Consider the following 16,241-nt stretch of genomic DNA (forward strand, 5'->3'; position numbering starts at 1 on the left):
ATTAATAGTGAGACGAAGTTCCATCTTTATTTACTCTGATGTAATCAGAATAATCGTTATTATAGACAGTTACATCACCCCAAGGTGTAACTGATCCGGCGCCGATTGTAGTTTTAGAAAGATAAATATGGTAACTACTTGCAGATGAGGTTTGTTTAGTAATTCCATTCTTTCTTACAATATTAGGAAATATGTATCCAGCATCTTGATGAGCTGAACTATTTGTAACAGCGTTACCATTGTAGCTCCAATCTACTGTAGCTTCTGACCAAGCTAAAGAACTTCCTCTTTTAAAAGTCACACTCTTTGAAGTTGTCGCTGCTGCTGTGAGAGCATTTGTTGTAATTGGTGAAGATTTTACTTTTTCTGAAACTATTACTTGGTCAGCTGCTTCTAGAATTTTTTGCTGCTCTTGTGTTAATTCAGAACGAGATATAGTCGAGACGTTTGAATTTGCTGCTACAGCAGAAATTGTTGGTATTACAGCTATAGCAGAGAATAGGGAGGCAGCTAAAACAATCTTTGGAATTTTGTTCATTTCTTCATGTTCTTTTCTTTATTTGAGTTATTAAGTGCCCTTTAAACACTAATTAAATTCCTATTGTAAGTCAATCAGATATAAAAAAATGGTAGAATTGCACTAAAATTGTAATGGAAATCAATATGAATCATATGACATAAGTTTTATATATTGATATTGTCACACCTTAAATCGCCCAATCAACCCATTCAAGCGTTCCGACAACTCCGCTAGATGATTGGCAGAGCTATTCACATGCTCCATGGCGGCTTGCTGCTCCTCAGCGCCTTCGGTCACCTGCTCAAAGCGGTGCGCCGACTGGCGGGTGATGCCTTCCATTTCATCCACAGAGGCAAGCATTTGCTGAGAAATCGCCGAGATTTCGGCAGATGATTCGGACACCTGATGAAGCTGCGTGGCGACTTCGCTCAGACGATCATGAATACGTTCAAATGACTGTCCGGCGTGCTGTACGACATCTTTACCCGTATGAGCCTCGGTTCGATTCGTCTCCATATGATAGTGTAGCTCGATAATCTCGCGCTGCATGGCAGTTACAATCTCCGCAACGACCGACGCGGAGGACTGCGATTGTCCAGCCAGTTTTTGCACCTCGCCCGCGACGACGGAGAATCCGCGGCCATGCTCACCCGCACGAGCTGCTTCAATCGAAGCATTCAGTGCAAGCAGGTGAGTCTGTCCAGCAATATCATTAATAAGTCGTAAAATATCCTCAATTCGATCGGAATGCTGCTGTAGCTGTCCGGTCGCTACAGCCATACGATCGGAAGACTGCGTGATCGCTTCCATCTGCGCTACTGCCTGTCCGATCGACTGTTTTCCTTGTACGCTCTGTTCCAGCGTATCGCCTGAACGATCCGAGACGATGCTTACTGCTTCTGCAATGCGCTGCATGCCTGCGCTCACTTCGTTCATGCCATGCTGCATTTCGATCGCGTGAGCTGCCTGTGTCTGCGTATCGGCGGCTGTTTCGTTCACATGTCCAGCAATCGTACGACTTGTCGCTGCTGTCGTCTGTGATTGCTCGGAAAGTCCAAGCGCTGCCTGCTGTAGCTCCTGCGCGCTATCTCGAATACCTACGATTACGCGATTCGTATCGGTTACGAGTCTGCCAAAGGCTGTGGACAATTGCCCAATCTCATCCTTGCTCGTACTGTTAATGTGAATGGTCAGATCGCCTTCATTAACCCGATGGATGTCTTGCATTAGTCGCTTGAGTGGACGGATCAGATAACGAGCTAGCAGGTACACCAGCACAATACTCACCAGCAAAATAATAATCGAGACGATGATCGTCATCTGCTTGGACTTTTGCATCAGCTGGTAAATATCTGTCGCATCCAGATCAGCACCGAGCACACCGATCGTCTGTCCATCTGCATTTTTAATAGGAACAAAGGAAGTAATGATCGCGCCATATTGATCCTGACTCAGATCACCAACAGCAGGCTTGCCTGTATCCATTACCTGCTTCATTGCCGGATAAACAGTATCTTCAACCGTACCCAGCGGGGAAAAATCATCTTCAGCCACATCCTGCGGCGCGCCATCCACAATATAGACGTATTGTTCTTTGCCATCCTGCTGAACCCGATTCAATGTGTAAATGTAGCGAAAGCCATTATCCTCACGTAGCTTATTCAGCTGCTGCCGTAGCTCTGTATAATAGGAAGTCTCGCCACCTTCTCTGGCAGGAATCGCCGCATACTGCACCGGATCGATTAGCGCGCTGGCACGTAAGGCAACCTGCTCGGCTTGCTTGCCGATCGATTGAATGACAAGAGAATTAGAGGATTGATACACGGTCATTCCAACAATAGCAATTCCGATCACAATCAGGCTGGAGAAAAATAAAATCATTCTTGCGAGTAGACTATTCAATAGATTATCCCCTTCATGATGTACGCGCTTGATTAGGGTGTTATGTAGAGTGGTATAGTTCTTATTAATCAATGCATATAGGTATTTATACTTACTATAATCGAGACGGCTAAGCCTGTAAATCATTGCTTGATTGCTTCGCATAATTTGATGAATATCGCATGGGGTTTACACAAAGCTACTGGAACAACCGTTCGATTTAAGGTATACTACAATTATTATAACGCCGAAGCAGGGTGATACTGTGCGAGCCGATTCGCGCCCGGTATCACCTTTTATTATGGTTGATTTTCAAAACTGCTGTCTTCTGGTATGCTGATAGTTGACGATTTTACATCAGTGCAGAAGGGCTGCTGGGAAAGGATTTAGACATCCATGAAATTTGCTGTACTGGATTTTGAAACAACAGGGACCCAGGCTACGGATGATATTATTCAGGTGGGCCTTGCTATTATAGATCATGATATGACGGTGAGCGAAGTATATAGCTCAATGGTCAAGCCAAACGGAAAGATTCCGACATTCATTACCGGACTTACAGGCATTAGCAATGCAGATGTAGCGGATGCTCCTGAGCTTGATGATGTGATGCTGGACATGATTCCGCTGCTGGAGGATGCTGTGCTGGTCGGACATAATGTCGGCTTTGATCTCGGCTTTCTGCAACGCGCGCTGGATCGTACCGGCTATTTGCCGTTTACGGGCAGAGTGCTGGATACGATGGACTTTTTACGTATTTTCTTCCCGAATTTGCCAAGCTACCAGCTCAGTATGGTGAGCAGCTCGCTTGGTTTTCAGCATGACCGTCCACACCAGGCAGATAGCGATGCACTGGCAACAGCACATGTATTTTTAAAATGTCTGGAAGAGCTGGACGGATTGCCTTTAATTACGGTGCAGCGACTATCCGAGCTATTTGATAATCAGGATAGCGATCTGGGCTGGTATTTTGATGGGGTACGGATGCAGCGTGAGGCACAGCCTGCGCAGGATCTGGACAGTCATCGCTTTTATCGTCAGCTGGCGCTGAAGGTAGGCGATTGGATCGATATTCCGTCCGCAGCGGATGAGCGCGGCACTATGCCGCTTGAGGATACATCATTTGAGCAATTTATCGAGCAGGTGAAGGATAATTTGCGTAACCTGCTGCCAGACTATGAGGAGCGTACCGCGCAAAATCATATGTTTGACGAGGTCATTCAGGCGTTGACCGATGAGAAGCATTTGCTAATTGAAGCAGGAACAGGTACCGGCAAATCGCTCGGTTATTTATTACCTTCCATTTATCATAGTGTCAAAACGAATGAACGCGTGATGCTCAGCACGCATACGATCAATTTGCAGGAGCAGCTGCGTGAGCGAGATGTACCACTATTAACAAAGGTGATTCCGTTCGCTTTTCGAGCGGCTGTATTTAAAGGAAGACAGCATTATTTGTGTCTGCGCAAATTTGAGCATAAAATAAATACAAAGGAATTTCAGAGTCCTAAAGAAGATGTGCTCATTGCAGCACAGATGATCGTCTGGCTGACCGCTACGGAAACCGGTGATGATGAAGAGCTGAACATGGGGAACCGTGGGGGCGACTTCTGGGAAACGGTAGCAAGTGATACCGACTCCTGTCTGGGACGTGCGTGTCCATGGTTCAAGCAGTGCTATTATCATCGTGCTAAGCATGAAGCGGGCGCAGCAGATGTGGTCATTACGAATCATTCCAAGCTGTTTACCGATATTAAGGCAGGGCATCAGCTGCTGCCAGGCTATGAACGACTGGTAATCGACGAGGCCCATCATCTGGAAGATGTGGCTGGTAAGCATCTGGGGATGCACATGAAATATTTCACATTGGTTCATCCACTGCTGCGTCTGTTCAAGGATAGCAAAAATGGACAGCTCGCTGTATTGCGTCAGCAGCTTGGCTCATCCGGTAGTGAACGAGCGATGGAATGGGCGATTGCGATCGATAATCTGTATCCTGAGCTGGCGGATGTGAAAGAAGACTGGGACAAGCTGAACGAGCTGCTGTTTGCGCTTTTGCCGCAGCGCAGCGATGCTGGACCAGGGGAAGCCGCTCAGTTCACCTTACGACTGCTACCGGATAAAAAGCCGGAAGAATGGGCGCAGATTACCGAGCTGGAGAATCGTATTCATATCGCGCTTAGCCAGATTATTCGTCAGGGTGAGCATATTATGGGTAAGATCAAGGATTCTGACGATATTGTGGATACCGATGGTCTGGTGACGGATGTAACAGGTCTATTTAAGGATCTAGGCGGTGTGCGCGACGATCTGCGTCATTTTGTGAAGCTGGACAGCACGGATACGGTATACTGGTATGAAGCGAATGCAAGCTATCGCAGCAAATCGCTACAGATGTATGCTGTACCGGTAGATGTGAGTGAACAGCTCAAGGAGCACTTTTTCGATAAAAAGAAAAGTATTATTCTGACCTCAGCCACATTATCGATCGATAAAAACTTCCAGTATATGATCGAGCAGCTAGGACTCAAGGAAGCCGAGCAGCAGGGCAAGCTGAATACGGTCATGCTGGAATCGCCATTTAATTATCGCGAGCAATCGCTCGTGCTCATTCCGCGTGACTTCCCAACTTTGAAGGGGAGCGTAGGCGATGAGCATTTTGTATCGATGCTGGTGGAGTCACTGGCAGAGTCTGCACAGGCGACACGCGGACGAATGCTCGTACTATTTACATCCTATCGGATGCTCAGGCAGGTGTATGAGCCGCTGAAGGAGAAGTTATCTACTAGCGAGATTGCAGTTTTCGGTCAGGGAGTAGATGGCGGCAGTCGTACGAAGCTGACCCGTCGCTTTCAGGAGCATCCGGCATCGGTATTGCTCGGAACGAGTAGCTTCTGGGAAGGCGTCGATATTCCAGGTGAGGCATTGACCTGTCTTGCGATCGTAAGGCTACCTTTCCAGCCGCCGAACCATCCGCTCGTTGAAGCGAAAAGCGAACGGCTCAAAAGGGAAAAGAAAAATCCATTCATGAAATTATCTGTGCCACAGGCAGTTATCCGATTCAAACAGGGCTTTGGGCGACTTGTCCGGACGGCAAATGATCGAGGGATCGTGCTTATTTATGATACGCGGGTAATTGAGGCCTATTACGGCAGACACTTCCTGTATTCTCTGCCAGGCCCCAAAATGGAGCATATGTACACCCGTCAAATGATTCCCCGTATTGCCGAATGGTTGAGTGACCGGCCACAGGAGACGGAAGCTGCAAATCAAGAGGGGGAGCAAGCATGAAATCCGAAAAAATATCTGAAGCCGTCGTGCGAAGATTACCTGTCTATCTAAGATATCTGAATGAGCTTCATGCCCGTGAGGTGCCGACAGTATCCTCTCAGGAGCTGGGGCAAAAGCTGGATCTGAATCCAGCGCAAATCCGCAAGGATCTTGCCTATTTTGGCGATTTTGGACGTAAAGGTATCGGTTATGATGTATCGTATCTGATCGAGAAGATTCGTCATATTCTCAAGCTGGATCAGCAGATTAATGTGGCGCTGATCGGAGCAGGTAATCTGGGTCATGCCTTATCGAACTACAATGCCTATTTACAGGAGACGATGAAAATTGTCGCTGTATTCGATTCCTATGAGCCGAAGGTCGGCACCAAGATCAACACACTGACCGTCAAGCCGATGAGCGATCTGGCAGAGACGATTCAGGCGAAAGGTATCCGTGTCGGTATCATTACCGTACCGAATACAGAAGCACAGCATGTGGCGGATCAGCTGGTTGAGGCAGGTATTGAAGCGATTTTGAATTTTGCACCGATTATTTTGAGAACACCACCGCATGTGCGTGTGCATACAGCAGATTTTACAACCGATTTGCTCAGTCTGGCTTACTATCTTGAAGACGGAAAGGAATTAGAAGTTAATGAACAACTCTCCGAGTAAATGGATGATTAAAAATGGTATTTTTGCCGTTCTGAATGGACCGAAGCCCGTACTGCATGGTCATATGGTGATCGAGGACGATCTGATCACGTATATTGGTGAAGAGGAGCCACAGGTAGAAGAGGATGTAGTCGTTGTCGATGGACGTCATCAATTCTTCATTCCAGGTCTGGTCAACAGTCACGGTCATGCAGCGATGTCACTGCTGCGCGGCTATGGTGATGATCTGGCATTGCAGGTATGGCTGCAAGAGAAAATGTGGCCGATGGAAGCCAAATTCACAAGTGACGATGTATACATCGGAACAGCACTGTCTGTACTGGAAATGCTCAAAGGCGGTACAACGACATTCCTCGATATGTATGATCGTTCGGAGCGTGTCGCTGAGGTTGTTGAGCAATCCGGTATGAGAGCTGTACTGATGCGTGGTGTTATCGGTCTGTGCTCAGAGGAAGAGCAAACCGAGAAGCTGAATCAGGCGACTCAATTCGTACGTGATTGGCATGGTAAGGCAGATGGACGTATTACGACAATGATGTCTCCACATGCGCCGTATACGTGCCCGCCACAATTTATCGAACGCTTTGTACAGGCAGCACATGATCTGGATGTGCCGCTGCATACACATATGTCCGAAACCATCGCTGAGGTGGAGCAAAATGTACGTGACTACGGTCTGCGTCCAGTTGCTCATCTGGAAAAGCTGGGCGTGTTCACACGTCCAACGCTGCTTGCGCATGCGGTTCATTTGAATGATGAGGAAATTGAAGTGCTGGCTAAGCATAAAGCGACCATTTCCCACAATCCAGGTAGTAACCTCAAGCTGGCAAGCGGTGTAGCACGAGTGCCGGATCTGCTGAAAGCAGGAATCGTTGTATCGCTCGGAACGGATGGCCCGGCAAGTAATAACAACCTGGATATGTTCGAAGAAATGCGTCTGGCTGCCCTGATTCATAAAGGTGTATCCGGTGATCCAACAGCCGTACCTGCAACAGAGGCGCTACGTATGGGTACAGAGTATGGTGCCAAATCGGTATTCCTCGATAACACAGGCAGCTTTGAAGTGGGTATGAAAGCCGATATCACATCGCTGAATATCGATCAGCCACATTTCCTGCCATTTACAGACTTTATTTCCCATACTGTGTACTCTGCAAGCGCCAAGGATGTACTGCATGTATGGGTAGATGGCAAACAGGTAATCAAGGATGGCGTATCGCTGACGCTGGACGAGGAGAAAATCCGTCGTGAAGCGCAGTCGGCCTTTGAAGGCTTGCTCACACGCTGACTTGCAACAGATTAGAAAGGATGGCGTGTCTTGCGAAATTTGGGAACAGGCAAATGGATTGCGATCATTATCACGATTCTCGGACTGATCGTGCTCGGCGTGAATCAGTTCTACGTTCATGTCATGGCCAAGCCGTGGAGCCAGGAGCAGACTGCTCTTGAGATCGCCCAGCAAAATGCCAAGTTGACATCGGTCACACATAGCTACAAGTCGGTGTGGAACGATACTTCCATTTACTGGGTCATTCAGGGTAGTAATGAGCAAAATCAAAATGTAATGGTCTGGGTGAAGTTCAACACCGACGGAACTCCAGCTACAGGCATTAATGCGGTGCATACGGAGCAGACAGCAGGTACAATCACCGAGCAACGGGCAGGAGAGCTATTGCAAAAGGATCTTCCCGGCGCTGAGGTTGTACGCTCGATTCCTGGCTCGTATAACGGCAAATATGCCTGGCAGGTATTTGCCAAGTCAGGCGATCATTACTATTATGTATTTTATAACTTCCGTGACGGTACGAAGCTAGGCGGCCCAATGCAGCTTCCGAACACACTTACGCCGTAATACCAATCAAACACATCTAAAGTTGTATGTGAAGGTTGAGCGAAAGGGTGGCAATAAGCTTCATCTATCAGCTGCTAAACTGTAGTGTACTGCACCAAGTAAGTTAAACAGTAAAAAACAACCGACTGGAGAGACGAGTATCGTTTCTTTGGTCGGTTGTTTTATTTGTTAAGCAAAGAGATATAAGGAGATATTTACATTCATTCATATGGCATAGTTAGCGATAAAGATAGAAGTGGTATAAGTTTAAATTGTACTGGAAATATACAAGTATCAGCTACTATCAGCCACCTGTCATCCGTATATTCATCCGTGCTGAATAGGTTGGCTTGTTTTAATTGAGGCATTTTATAAGCTTACTTATGCACCGGCTTACGAATTGATATACGCACCCAATCAAACTAAATCTAAAAATCTTATAGGCTATAACCGGACTAAAAATTCCATAGACTATACACAGTTTGCAAACGAATGATAACCACTATAAATGATCTTTCTTAAACGCCTGCCGGCTCGCTCGATTCAGCAGTAGCCAGTAAGATCGCATTAATTCCGTTCAAAAATGCCAGACCACTCGCCTTGATCACATCCGTATCCATCGCTCTGCCTGTATACAGCTGACCTTCATGCTGAAGCTGAATATGAACGCGTCCAATCGCTTCCTGACCGCTTGAAATGCTGTTGATTTTGTAATGCTTGAGTGTAGCTTTTACGCCAGTCAGCGAGAAAATTGCACTATACAACGCATCGATCGGGCCATCACCAATCGCGCTACCGGTATGCAGCACACCACCTTTTTTCAGTTGTACCGTTGCAGTTGGCTGCAAGCCACCGCTAATTACCTGAAAATGATCCAGCTCGTACAATGGAGACGTGATCTGCTCCTGCTCCTCAGTATCATTCAGCAAAAAGAACAGATCATGATCATACACTTCTTTTTTACGGTCAGCCAGCTCAAGGAAGCGCGCAAACCACACTTCCAGTTGTTCGGGATCATTGGCAGTATAGCCCAGTCGTGCCATTGCATTTTTAAAAGCGTGACGACCTGAGCGTGCGGTCAACACCAGCTCCATTTCACCTGCACCGACTTGCTCGGGCGACATGATCTCGTACACATTTTTATCCTTCAGCAAGCCGTCCTGGTGAATACCGGAGGAGTGGGCAAAGGCATTTTCGCCTGTAATCGCCTTGTTCACCTGTACATCCAGACCAGTCAAATGCGTCAACAAGCGAGACGTATTCATAATTTCTTCTGTGCGAATGCGCGTGCTGCACTGATAACGTTCCTCACGTACTTTTAATGCCATCACGACTTCTTCCAGCGATGTGTTACCGGCACGCTCGCCAAGTCCATTAATCGTACATTCCACCTTTTGCGCCCCTGCACGAATCGCACTCAGCGTATTGGCAGTAGCCAGACCCAGATCATTATGACAATGGACGCTCAGCATGACTCGATCATCCAGATTTTTCAGACGATCATTGATTCTGGCGATCAGATGGCCGAATTCCTCTGGCTCTGCATAGCCGACTGTATCGGGTACATTAATAATCGTTGCCCCTGCACGAACAACCGCTTCAATCGTTTGCCACAGATATTCAAATTCCGAGCGTGATGCATCTTCTGTGGAGTATTGCACATCCGGCATCAGCGTACGTGCATAGCGAACCGCATCCACACCCATTTGCATAACGGCATCACGCGAACGATTGAACTTTTTCTCGACATGGACGTTAGAGGTTCCCAGTACAATATGGATGAACGGCTGATGAGCATCGCGAATACTCTCATATACGGCATCAATATCAGCTTTGACCGCACGCGCCAGCGCGGTGATCGACATCTTCTGACCTGCGGTGCGAGCAATTTGCTGAACCGCTTCAAAGTCACCACGCGAGGAAGCAGGGAAGCCCGCTTCGATCATATCCACCTGCAAACGCTCCAGCTGCTTGGCAAAAGTCAGCTTCTGCTGCAAATTCATTCGTGCTCCAGGTACCTGTTCACCATCGCGCAACGTTGTATCCAATACAATAATATTTCGATTCATCTCATATTCCTCCCAGATTTAGATTGAATGATGATCGCCTGCTTGCGATCTGCTTGCACTGGCTCGTCAGCCATCGCTTGCAGGGTAAGCAGGGGAAAGGGACATCAAAAATAAGTCTTACGCAGGAATCGGGCCCGAATCCAATGCGGTACGCTGTTACTTCGTTATGTGCTTTTATATGTGGGTTCAATCTCGATGTAAGGTAGTCATGCTACCCATGTATATCAAGCGAGCCTATCCACATCCGGAATATGGACAGCAAAAAGCCCCGTCTCCATAATAGAGACGGGGCATAACCCGCGGTACCACTCTAGTTAATCGCCAGCTTGCAGCGATTCAGCTCATTCGATGGCGAACACCATCTATCCCTGTAACGGGGGAACCCGGCTCACCCTACATATCAGGCGGCTGCTCATAGACCAGTTCGGAATGATTCCACTACCGCTTCTCACCAACCAGCGGCTCTCTGAAAGAATCCTCATTCGTACTTCTTCTACTCATTGCATTTGATTATGTTCCAGCTGTGTAAATTTGTTACATAATGTAGCATAATATTTTATGAGAAAGCAAGTGTTTTATTTTAAAAATACAAATTATATTTCTTGAATGAAATGGTGGAAAGGAGGTTAGGTTATACAAATGGCGGACTCTCATGGATATATGGAATATGATTTTGCGAGTTTGAAGAAGGTACAAGTATTGGGGCAAAAGGAAGCAATTAATGTATTTTTGAATTGTTTTCGTTTAAAGAGTGAATATAGCTTTAAAGGTATGCTGGAGTTTGCTGATTTAGAAGAGATTTTGGTGGAGGATTCTTATTTGGTTATGAATAATGAACCGAGGCGAAAAGGAAAGCAGATTTTTTTTACAGGGAATGTCGTTGAAGCGAAAAAGGATGATCTATTGTTTTTTCTAAGTGAGCCTATACAGAGGCATGATCTGATTGTTCCTTTAATGATCGTGCCTGTCACTGATGGTGGTCAGCCTAGCTATATAGTAGCGACTCAGGAGGATCCTATTTTTGAATGGTTTGCGGCAAAAGAAGGACAACGTTGAGAAGAAAGGAGCAGATCGGTATGTATTTTACGATCGCTGAGATGAAAAGATGAACGCACAAATGTCTGTATTTATAAGTTATTTCGGTGACCCTGTGGAGCCAAATGATGCTACATCAATCAGGAAAGATATTATAAATGCTTTTAGAAAGCCCTACCTCAAAAAGGATATGACTACACATGGGTCGTTATGGAATCAATATTCTTTTCCTCAAGGTACAATTACGGTTGACCATATAGCGCCAGACAACGATATTTCTGGTTATATGTATGTGGAAGGTAAGGGGAAGGATGAGGTTATTTTTTTAGCTATGTTGTCACAGTTTATAGATTATCTTAATGGTCGAGAGGATGGCTTATTCCCAGCTGTGTATTTTGTTGATCGTGAATGTACGATGTGTCTCTGTGAAAATGGGGAGCGAGGTGCAATGAAGCCTGTCTATCTTTATCAAGGTGGAACGAGGTGACCTGCTACAAATCGGAGTGACATACCAACAATAACGTTGTTGAATTTTTAATTATTTTTAGAAATGTCGGTTTAAATGCTACTATGATATAAAAGAAAGACACTGCTCACATAGGTGAGGTGCAATATGAACAGACTGGAACAAAGCATACGCGAAAAAATAAAAAAAGAATATCGTCTTCCGCACGATATTGAAGCTATAGCAGCAGCTATCTATACATTGAAAGTTGCTGACAAGTCCGATACGAAACTAATCATAGCAGATTTTTTAAAAAGTGTAGCTTGCTCCAAATACAGTGATATCGTTAACATTACTTATCAGTATTTAAAGCAACTAGCGCAAAATCAAGGAAAGCTAACGGATGAAGAATATCAAAAAATTGCACATTTGTTTGACTCTATACATATATTTTTGGATCTAGGTATGGGGAATGAACATAATGTTGTGGAGAAGTCGGAAAGGCTGATTTTAGATTTATTAGATAAAAGAGGAGCCACCATACTTTCGACTTCAGACACTTCAAAGCCCTGGTGGAATGAAGTACGAAGGAAGTACAAAGCGAATCGAAATGACAAATTAACCATGTAGATGGAAGGGTGACGTATGCTGGATATAATTAACGCGATTAATGAAAAAATAAAACAAATTCACTTAACTGAAGCCTCGTCTGAGGAGATTCATAAGTTAATTGTATTAAAGCAAATAGCGATGTATTTGGTAGAAAATGATGTGTCCTCCAAAGTAGACTCTATCGAGCAAATTGAAGACGAAGCAACAGGCTATTCGGAATATCGCATTATAAACGATAATGAGTCTGATGATCGATCGCTATGGGCTGAATATAAGGATGGAACGGTCAGAATGAATCCGGGTGATTTGCTGATAAAAATGAAGTGAGATTACATAGCAAAAAGCCCCGTCTCCAGCATAGAGACGGGGCTTAGCTTCTAGGATCATCCTAATGAATCACTAACTTACCGCAATTCAGCTTGTCTGATAGCCAATATTATCTATTCCGATAACCAGCTCACTTTACATCATAGACAGTTGCTTATAAAGTCATTCGCAATAACCCACCCTGCGACTGCCTTTCACTTACATTAAACTTTTCAAAAGAAGCCTTATTCACACTTCTTCTACATATTCAAAGCCTCGATCAATCCAGCTTAAACCGCGCCACTGCCTGCTGCAATTCCTCTGCCATATGATGCAAAGTAGCGGTATGCGCAGCGCTTTGCTCCAGAAATGCCAGTTGTTCCTCAGCAGCCGCACTCACACTTTCGGTACCGGAAGCAATATTTCCTGTCGTTGTTGAAATATACTCCATCGATTGTACAACTTTACCGGAGTTGCCATTCAAATGCTGGAGCTCATCAGTTACACTGCCGATCTGTTGCGTAGTGCGATCCGTCAATTGCTTGATCGTATGGAACAGCTCATTTACAGAGCCTGCTGCCGCTGTACCCTGGTGGACTTCTTCGACCATATCATGTACAGATTGTCCGGCTTTGCCTGTTTCGGATTGAATCGCCTGAACTAGGTTGCGGATGCGGACAGCTGATTCATTCGTTTCATTGGACAGCTTGCGAATCTCGGACGTAACTACGGCAAAGCCGCGTCCGTGCTCGCCTGCACGCGCTGCCTCAATAGCAGCATTCAGGGATAGCAGATTCGTTTGTGTAGCGATGGAGGAGATCGCATTATTGATTTCCTCGATTTCCTCAGAACGTTTGCCAAGTGAGCGAATAACCTGCTCAATCTGTCCCATACGCGTCTGGATCGCTTGCATCTGCACGGTAACGCGCTGGATTTCCTGTTCTCCCTTGAGCGATTCGGTCTGTGCCTGAATCGCGATATCTCGCGCCTGCTGGCTGTTTTCATCGATCTGATGGATATTCGAGCTGATGTCATAGATCGACTTGAGCCCATTTTCGACAGTAGAGACCTGCCCGCCAGTATTGCTGGATAGCTCATACATAATTCCAGCTACATGCTCGGCGGCTTTGCTCGTTTCGGAGGTGCCGCTAGCAACCTCGCGTGAGATCGTAATGACCTGATCTGTATTTCCGTTAATTTCCTGTACCAGCTCACGCAGATTATTTTTCATCAGGTTAAACGATTCTGCGAGCTGACCGATCTCATCACGCTGCTTCACCTGTACGTCTGCGATATTCAGCTCGCCATTAGCAATTTGCTTCGCATTGCTGGAAAGTACACGCAGTGGCTTGGAAATGATTCGAGAGACGAGCGCGCCAATCAGAATGGCAAGCACTAGATTGAGTACGGTAACGATAATTGCAGTCAGACGCGTAGTGATAATGGTTTGCTCTGTTTGCTCGCGTGCAGCTGTCATCAATGTATCCTGTTCATCAGAGAATTGCTGAGCGAATTTGACCAGCACGCCACCCATCGGGATCAGGCTTGTTTTGATATCCAGATAAGCGTTGCTTACTTCAGCAGGTGTCATTTGAATCAGGCGCTCGGAGCCGGATTTGTAGTAATCATTCATTTTGAGCAGATAGTCGATCTGCTGTAAGCTTTTCGTATCCGTCACTTTGGATCTCATGCTGTTCAGCAGGTTGGACGTTTGCTGATTGGCGGCTAGCAGCTCGGAGCCGTAATAGGAATCCCGGCTCAGCATGTACGTTAACATATTACTATTTTGAACGGTTGCATAAAATTTAAGATTGTCCGCTTCTGACTTGAGGACAGCATATTGATCGAAAATATGATCCGTCGAATCGTGAATTTTATCTAACGAGTGAATATAAATCACACCAGCTCCACCTGCAATCAAGGCAATCAGAAGGAAAGAGGCAAGTAGCTTTTGTAAAATCGTCCATTTCATGAGCAAGGCTCCTTTGGCTAAAATCAATATTGTCGTTTATTGCCACTTCGCAATGTATTTCTCCACATTATCCTTTGTAACGAGTTCGTAAGGCACCATGATCTGCTTTTCAACTGTTTTTCCAGCGGCAGCGTCAGAAGCAGCCTTGATGGCAGCTGCACCTTGCTCTGGTGCATTTTGGAATACCGTTACCTGTAAACGTCCAGCCTTCATGAATTCGAGTGCATCCATCGTGGCATCGACACCGGCAAAAATAATGTCCTTGTCTTTGTTTTCAAGCTGAGCAGCTAGAATGGCACCGATGATCATCTCATCATTGTTAGACACGACTGCCTGGATTGGAGTGCCGGAGGCGAGCCATTTGCCCATTAATGCCATTCCCTGTGCGCGATCATAGTTCGCTGTATCTTCCAGTACAACCTTGATGCCCGGGTTTTTACTAATGACCTGCTTATTACCTTCAGTTCGTTTAGCTTGGGCTTCGGTGCCCATCTCACCATTCATAATCGCTACATTACCTTTGCCCTTGAGCAGCTTGGCAACTTCTTGCATTTGCATCGTGCCTGCGGTCAAGGAGTCAGAGCCTACATAAGCAGTCGCATTATCTACAGATGGATAATAGCGATTCACAACCACGATCGGGATATTCGCCTTGTTCGCCAGCTCGATGGAGCTGGTAGCGCTGGCTTCATCCGTTGGAATAAGCACAATCGCACGTACACCACTTTTGATCATCGCGGCAACCTGTTGAACCTGCTGGCTGCTATTATTGGCAGCATCGACATAGGTAGCCTTGATATTGTTTTTGGTTGCAGCTACTTTCATCCCCTGTGTGATATAGCTGACGAATTTATCACTCATATCGAAAATAGAAACACCGATTTCACTGCCAGCTCCAGTTGTCGTCGCCGCTGTGTCTGTAGCAGCGGGTGCAGTGGAGGGATCGCTTGCTGGCGCGGCGGTACAAGCGCTCAATAACAGGACAAGCAGACTGGCGATAAGCATAGGGACCAAACGTTTTTTTGTCATAGGATATCCTCCATCCAATTAATAAAGCGCTTACATTAAATCTGTTCACGATGCAGCGATTAACAATACGGTTGTATCTACTTGCAAATCGGTGTTGATGATGTGCTCTCAAGGCGTATAGTCTAACGTAAACTTGCATGATCAGGAACAAAAGCGTTACTATAGTATGCAAATAATTAGAGCCTGCAAGTATGAATAGGTGAAGCGACTGTTCCTTACCGTGCTAATCGGCTGAGATAAGCTGTTGAGCATAGCTCGAACCACTTTAATGAATACATTTATCGACTCAATTCTGCATTTAGTTTATAGCTGTTCTTCATAAACCGACAAAATAACGACAAAAAATCCGATTCCCCTCATTATGCGTACTACAATGAAGAGGGAATCGGATGCTATGTATACAGAATGATCAAAATGCTCAACGTTCATAGAGTTGCCTTAGAATCCGCAAATATCCTGTGTTATACTAGAATTACTTGTAAATGGTAATAAAAAAATTTGAAAAACACAAAAAAACCTGTCGCTTTTTGCTTATCGAAAAGTTCTTACCAGCCGAAATAAATGTATGGCCTTTTACTCACACATCATGTTGAA

The 16,241-nt window shown here is 45.7% G+C and carries 13 protein-coding genes and 1 other annotated feature; of the genes, 8 read left to right on the forward strand and 5 right to left on the reverse strand.

The features are described from left to right. Position 1: 1 nt before the first annotated feature. Positions 2–538, reverse strand: a complete 537-nt coding sequence (locus IEX62_RS10460) for a hypothetical protein (protein ID WP_188775451.1) — start codon at positions 536–538, stop codon at positions 2–4. A 162-nt stretch (positions 539–700) separates the two neighbouring features. Continuing rightward, positions 701–2,422 (reverse strand): methyl-accepting chemotaxis protein, encoded by a 1,722-nt coding sequence (locus IEX62_RS10465; RefSeq protein WP_188775452.1) that lies wholly within the window; start codon positions 2,420–2,422, stop codon positions 701–703. 375 nt (positions 2,423–2,797) lie between these two features. Between IEX62_RS10465 and dinG the strand changes: the two genes are divergently transcribed. From dinG to IEX62_RS10485, 4 genes are read left to right on the forward strand one after another with little or no spacing between them, the layout of a single operon-like run. Beyond that, positions 2,798–5,692, forward strand: a complete 2,895-nt coding sequence (gene dinG, locus IEX62_RS10470; RefSeq protein WP_188775453.1) for an ATP-dependent DNA helicase DinG — start codon at positions 2,798–2,800, stop codon at positions 5,690–5,692. Further along, positions 5,689–6,348: a redox-sensing transcriptional repressor Rex gene (locus tag IEX62_RS10475; protein WP_188775454.1), complete on the forward strand. Its 660-nt coding sequence runs from the start codon at positions 5,689–5,691 to the stop codon at positions 6,346–6,348. The genes dinG and IEX62_RS10475 overlap by 4 nt, the downstream gene beginning before the upstream one ends. Beyond that, positions 6,329–7,636, forward strand: coding sequence for an amidohydrolase (locus IEX62_RS10480; RefSeq protein WP_188775455.1), 1,308 nt, complete (start codon positions 6,329–6,331; stop codon positions 7,634–7,636). Before IEX62_RS10475 ends, IEX62_RS10480 begins: the two co-directional genes overlap by 20 nt. Before the next feature lie 30 nt (positions 7,637–7,666). Continuing rightward, positions 7,667–8,200: a cell wall elongation regulator TseB-like domain-containing protein gene (locus tag IEX62_RS10485; protein WP_188775456.1), complete on the forward strand. Its 534-nt coding sequence runs from the start codon at positions 7,667–7,669 to the stop codon at positions 8,198–8,200. Positions 8,201–8,697: 497 nt separating this feature from the next. Here IEX62_RS10485 and IEX62_RS10490 read toward each other — a convergent pair whose 3' ends face one another. Then, positions 8,698–10,248: a 2-isopropylmalate synthase gene (locus IEX62_RS10490; protein WP_188775457.1), complete on the reverse strand. Its 1,551-nt coding sequence runs from the start codon at positions 10,246–10,248 to the stop codon at positions 8,698–8,700. A gap of 278 nt (positions 10,249–10,526) precedes the next feature. Further along, positions 10,527–10,758, reverse strand: a binding site (T-box leader). A 129-nt stretch (positions 10,759–10,887) separates the two neighbouring features. On the opposite strand from IEX62_RS10490, the gene IEX62_RS10495 reads away from it, so the two are divergent. From IEX62_RS10495 to IEX62_RS10510, 4 genes are all read left to right on the forward strand, one after another. After that, on the forward strand, positions 10,888–11,304 hold the full coding sequence (locus IEX62_RS10495) for a hypothetical protein (protein ID WP_188775458.1): 417 nt from the start codon (positions 10,888–10,890) through the stop codon (positions 11,302–11,304). Positions 11,305–11,353: 49 nt separating this feature from the next. Further along, complete coding sequence (locus IEX62_RS10500; RefSeq protein ID WP_188775459.1) at positions 11,354–11,770, forward strand: hypothetical protein; 417 nt, start codon at positions 11,354–11,356, stop codon at positions 11,768–11,770. 126 nt (positions 11,771–11,896) lie between these two features. Then, a complete protein-coding gene (locus IEX62_RS10505; protein ID WP_188775460.1) occupies positions 11,897–12,358 on the forward strand; it encodes a hypothetical protein in 462 nt (153 codons plus the stop codon). Positions 12,359–12,373: 15 nt separating this feature from the next. After that, positions 12,374–12,667 carry a hypothetical protein gene (locus IEX62_RS10510; protein ID WP_188775461.1) on the forward strand — a complete coding sequence of 98 codons (294 nt, stop codon included), beginning with the start codon at positions 12,374–12,376 and terminating at the stop codon, positions 12,665–12,667. Positions 12,668–12,926: 259 nt separating this feature from the next. Here IEX62_RS10510 and IEX62_RS10515 read toward each other — a convergent pair whose 3' ends face one another. Beyond that, positions 12,927–14,618, reverse strand: a complete 1,692-nt coding sequence (locus IEX62_RS10515) for a methyl-accepting chemotaxis protein (protein ID WP_188775462.1) — start codon at positions 14,616–14,618, stop codon at positions 12,927–12,929. 36 nt (positions 14,619–14,654) lie between these two features. Further along, a complete protein-coding gene (locus IEX62_RS10520; protein WP_229685714.1) occupies positions 14,655–15,647 on the reverse strand; it encodes a substrate-binding domain-containing protein in 993 nt (330 codons plus the stop codon). Positions 15,648–16,241: the final 594 nt, after the last annotated feature.

Origin of the sequence: Paenibacillus hunanensis, from assembly GCF_014645615.1 — a bacterium.
In the GTDB taxonomy this organism is placed as follows: Bacteria; Bacillota; Bacilli; order Paenibacillales; family Paenibacillaceae; genus Saccharibacillus; species Saccharibacillus hunanensis.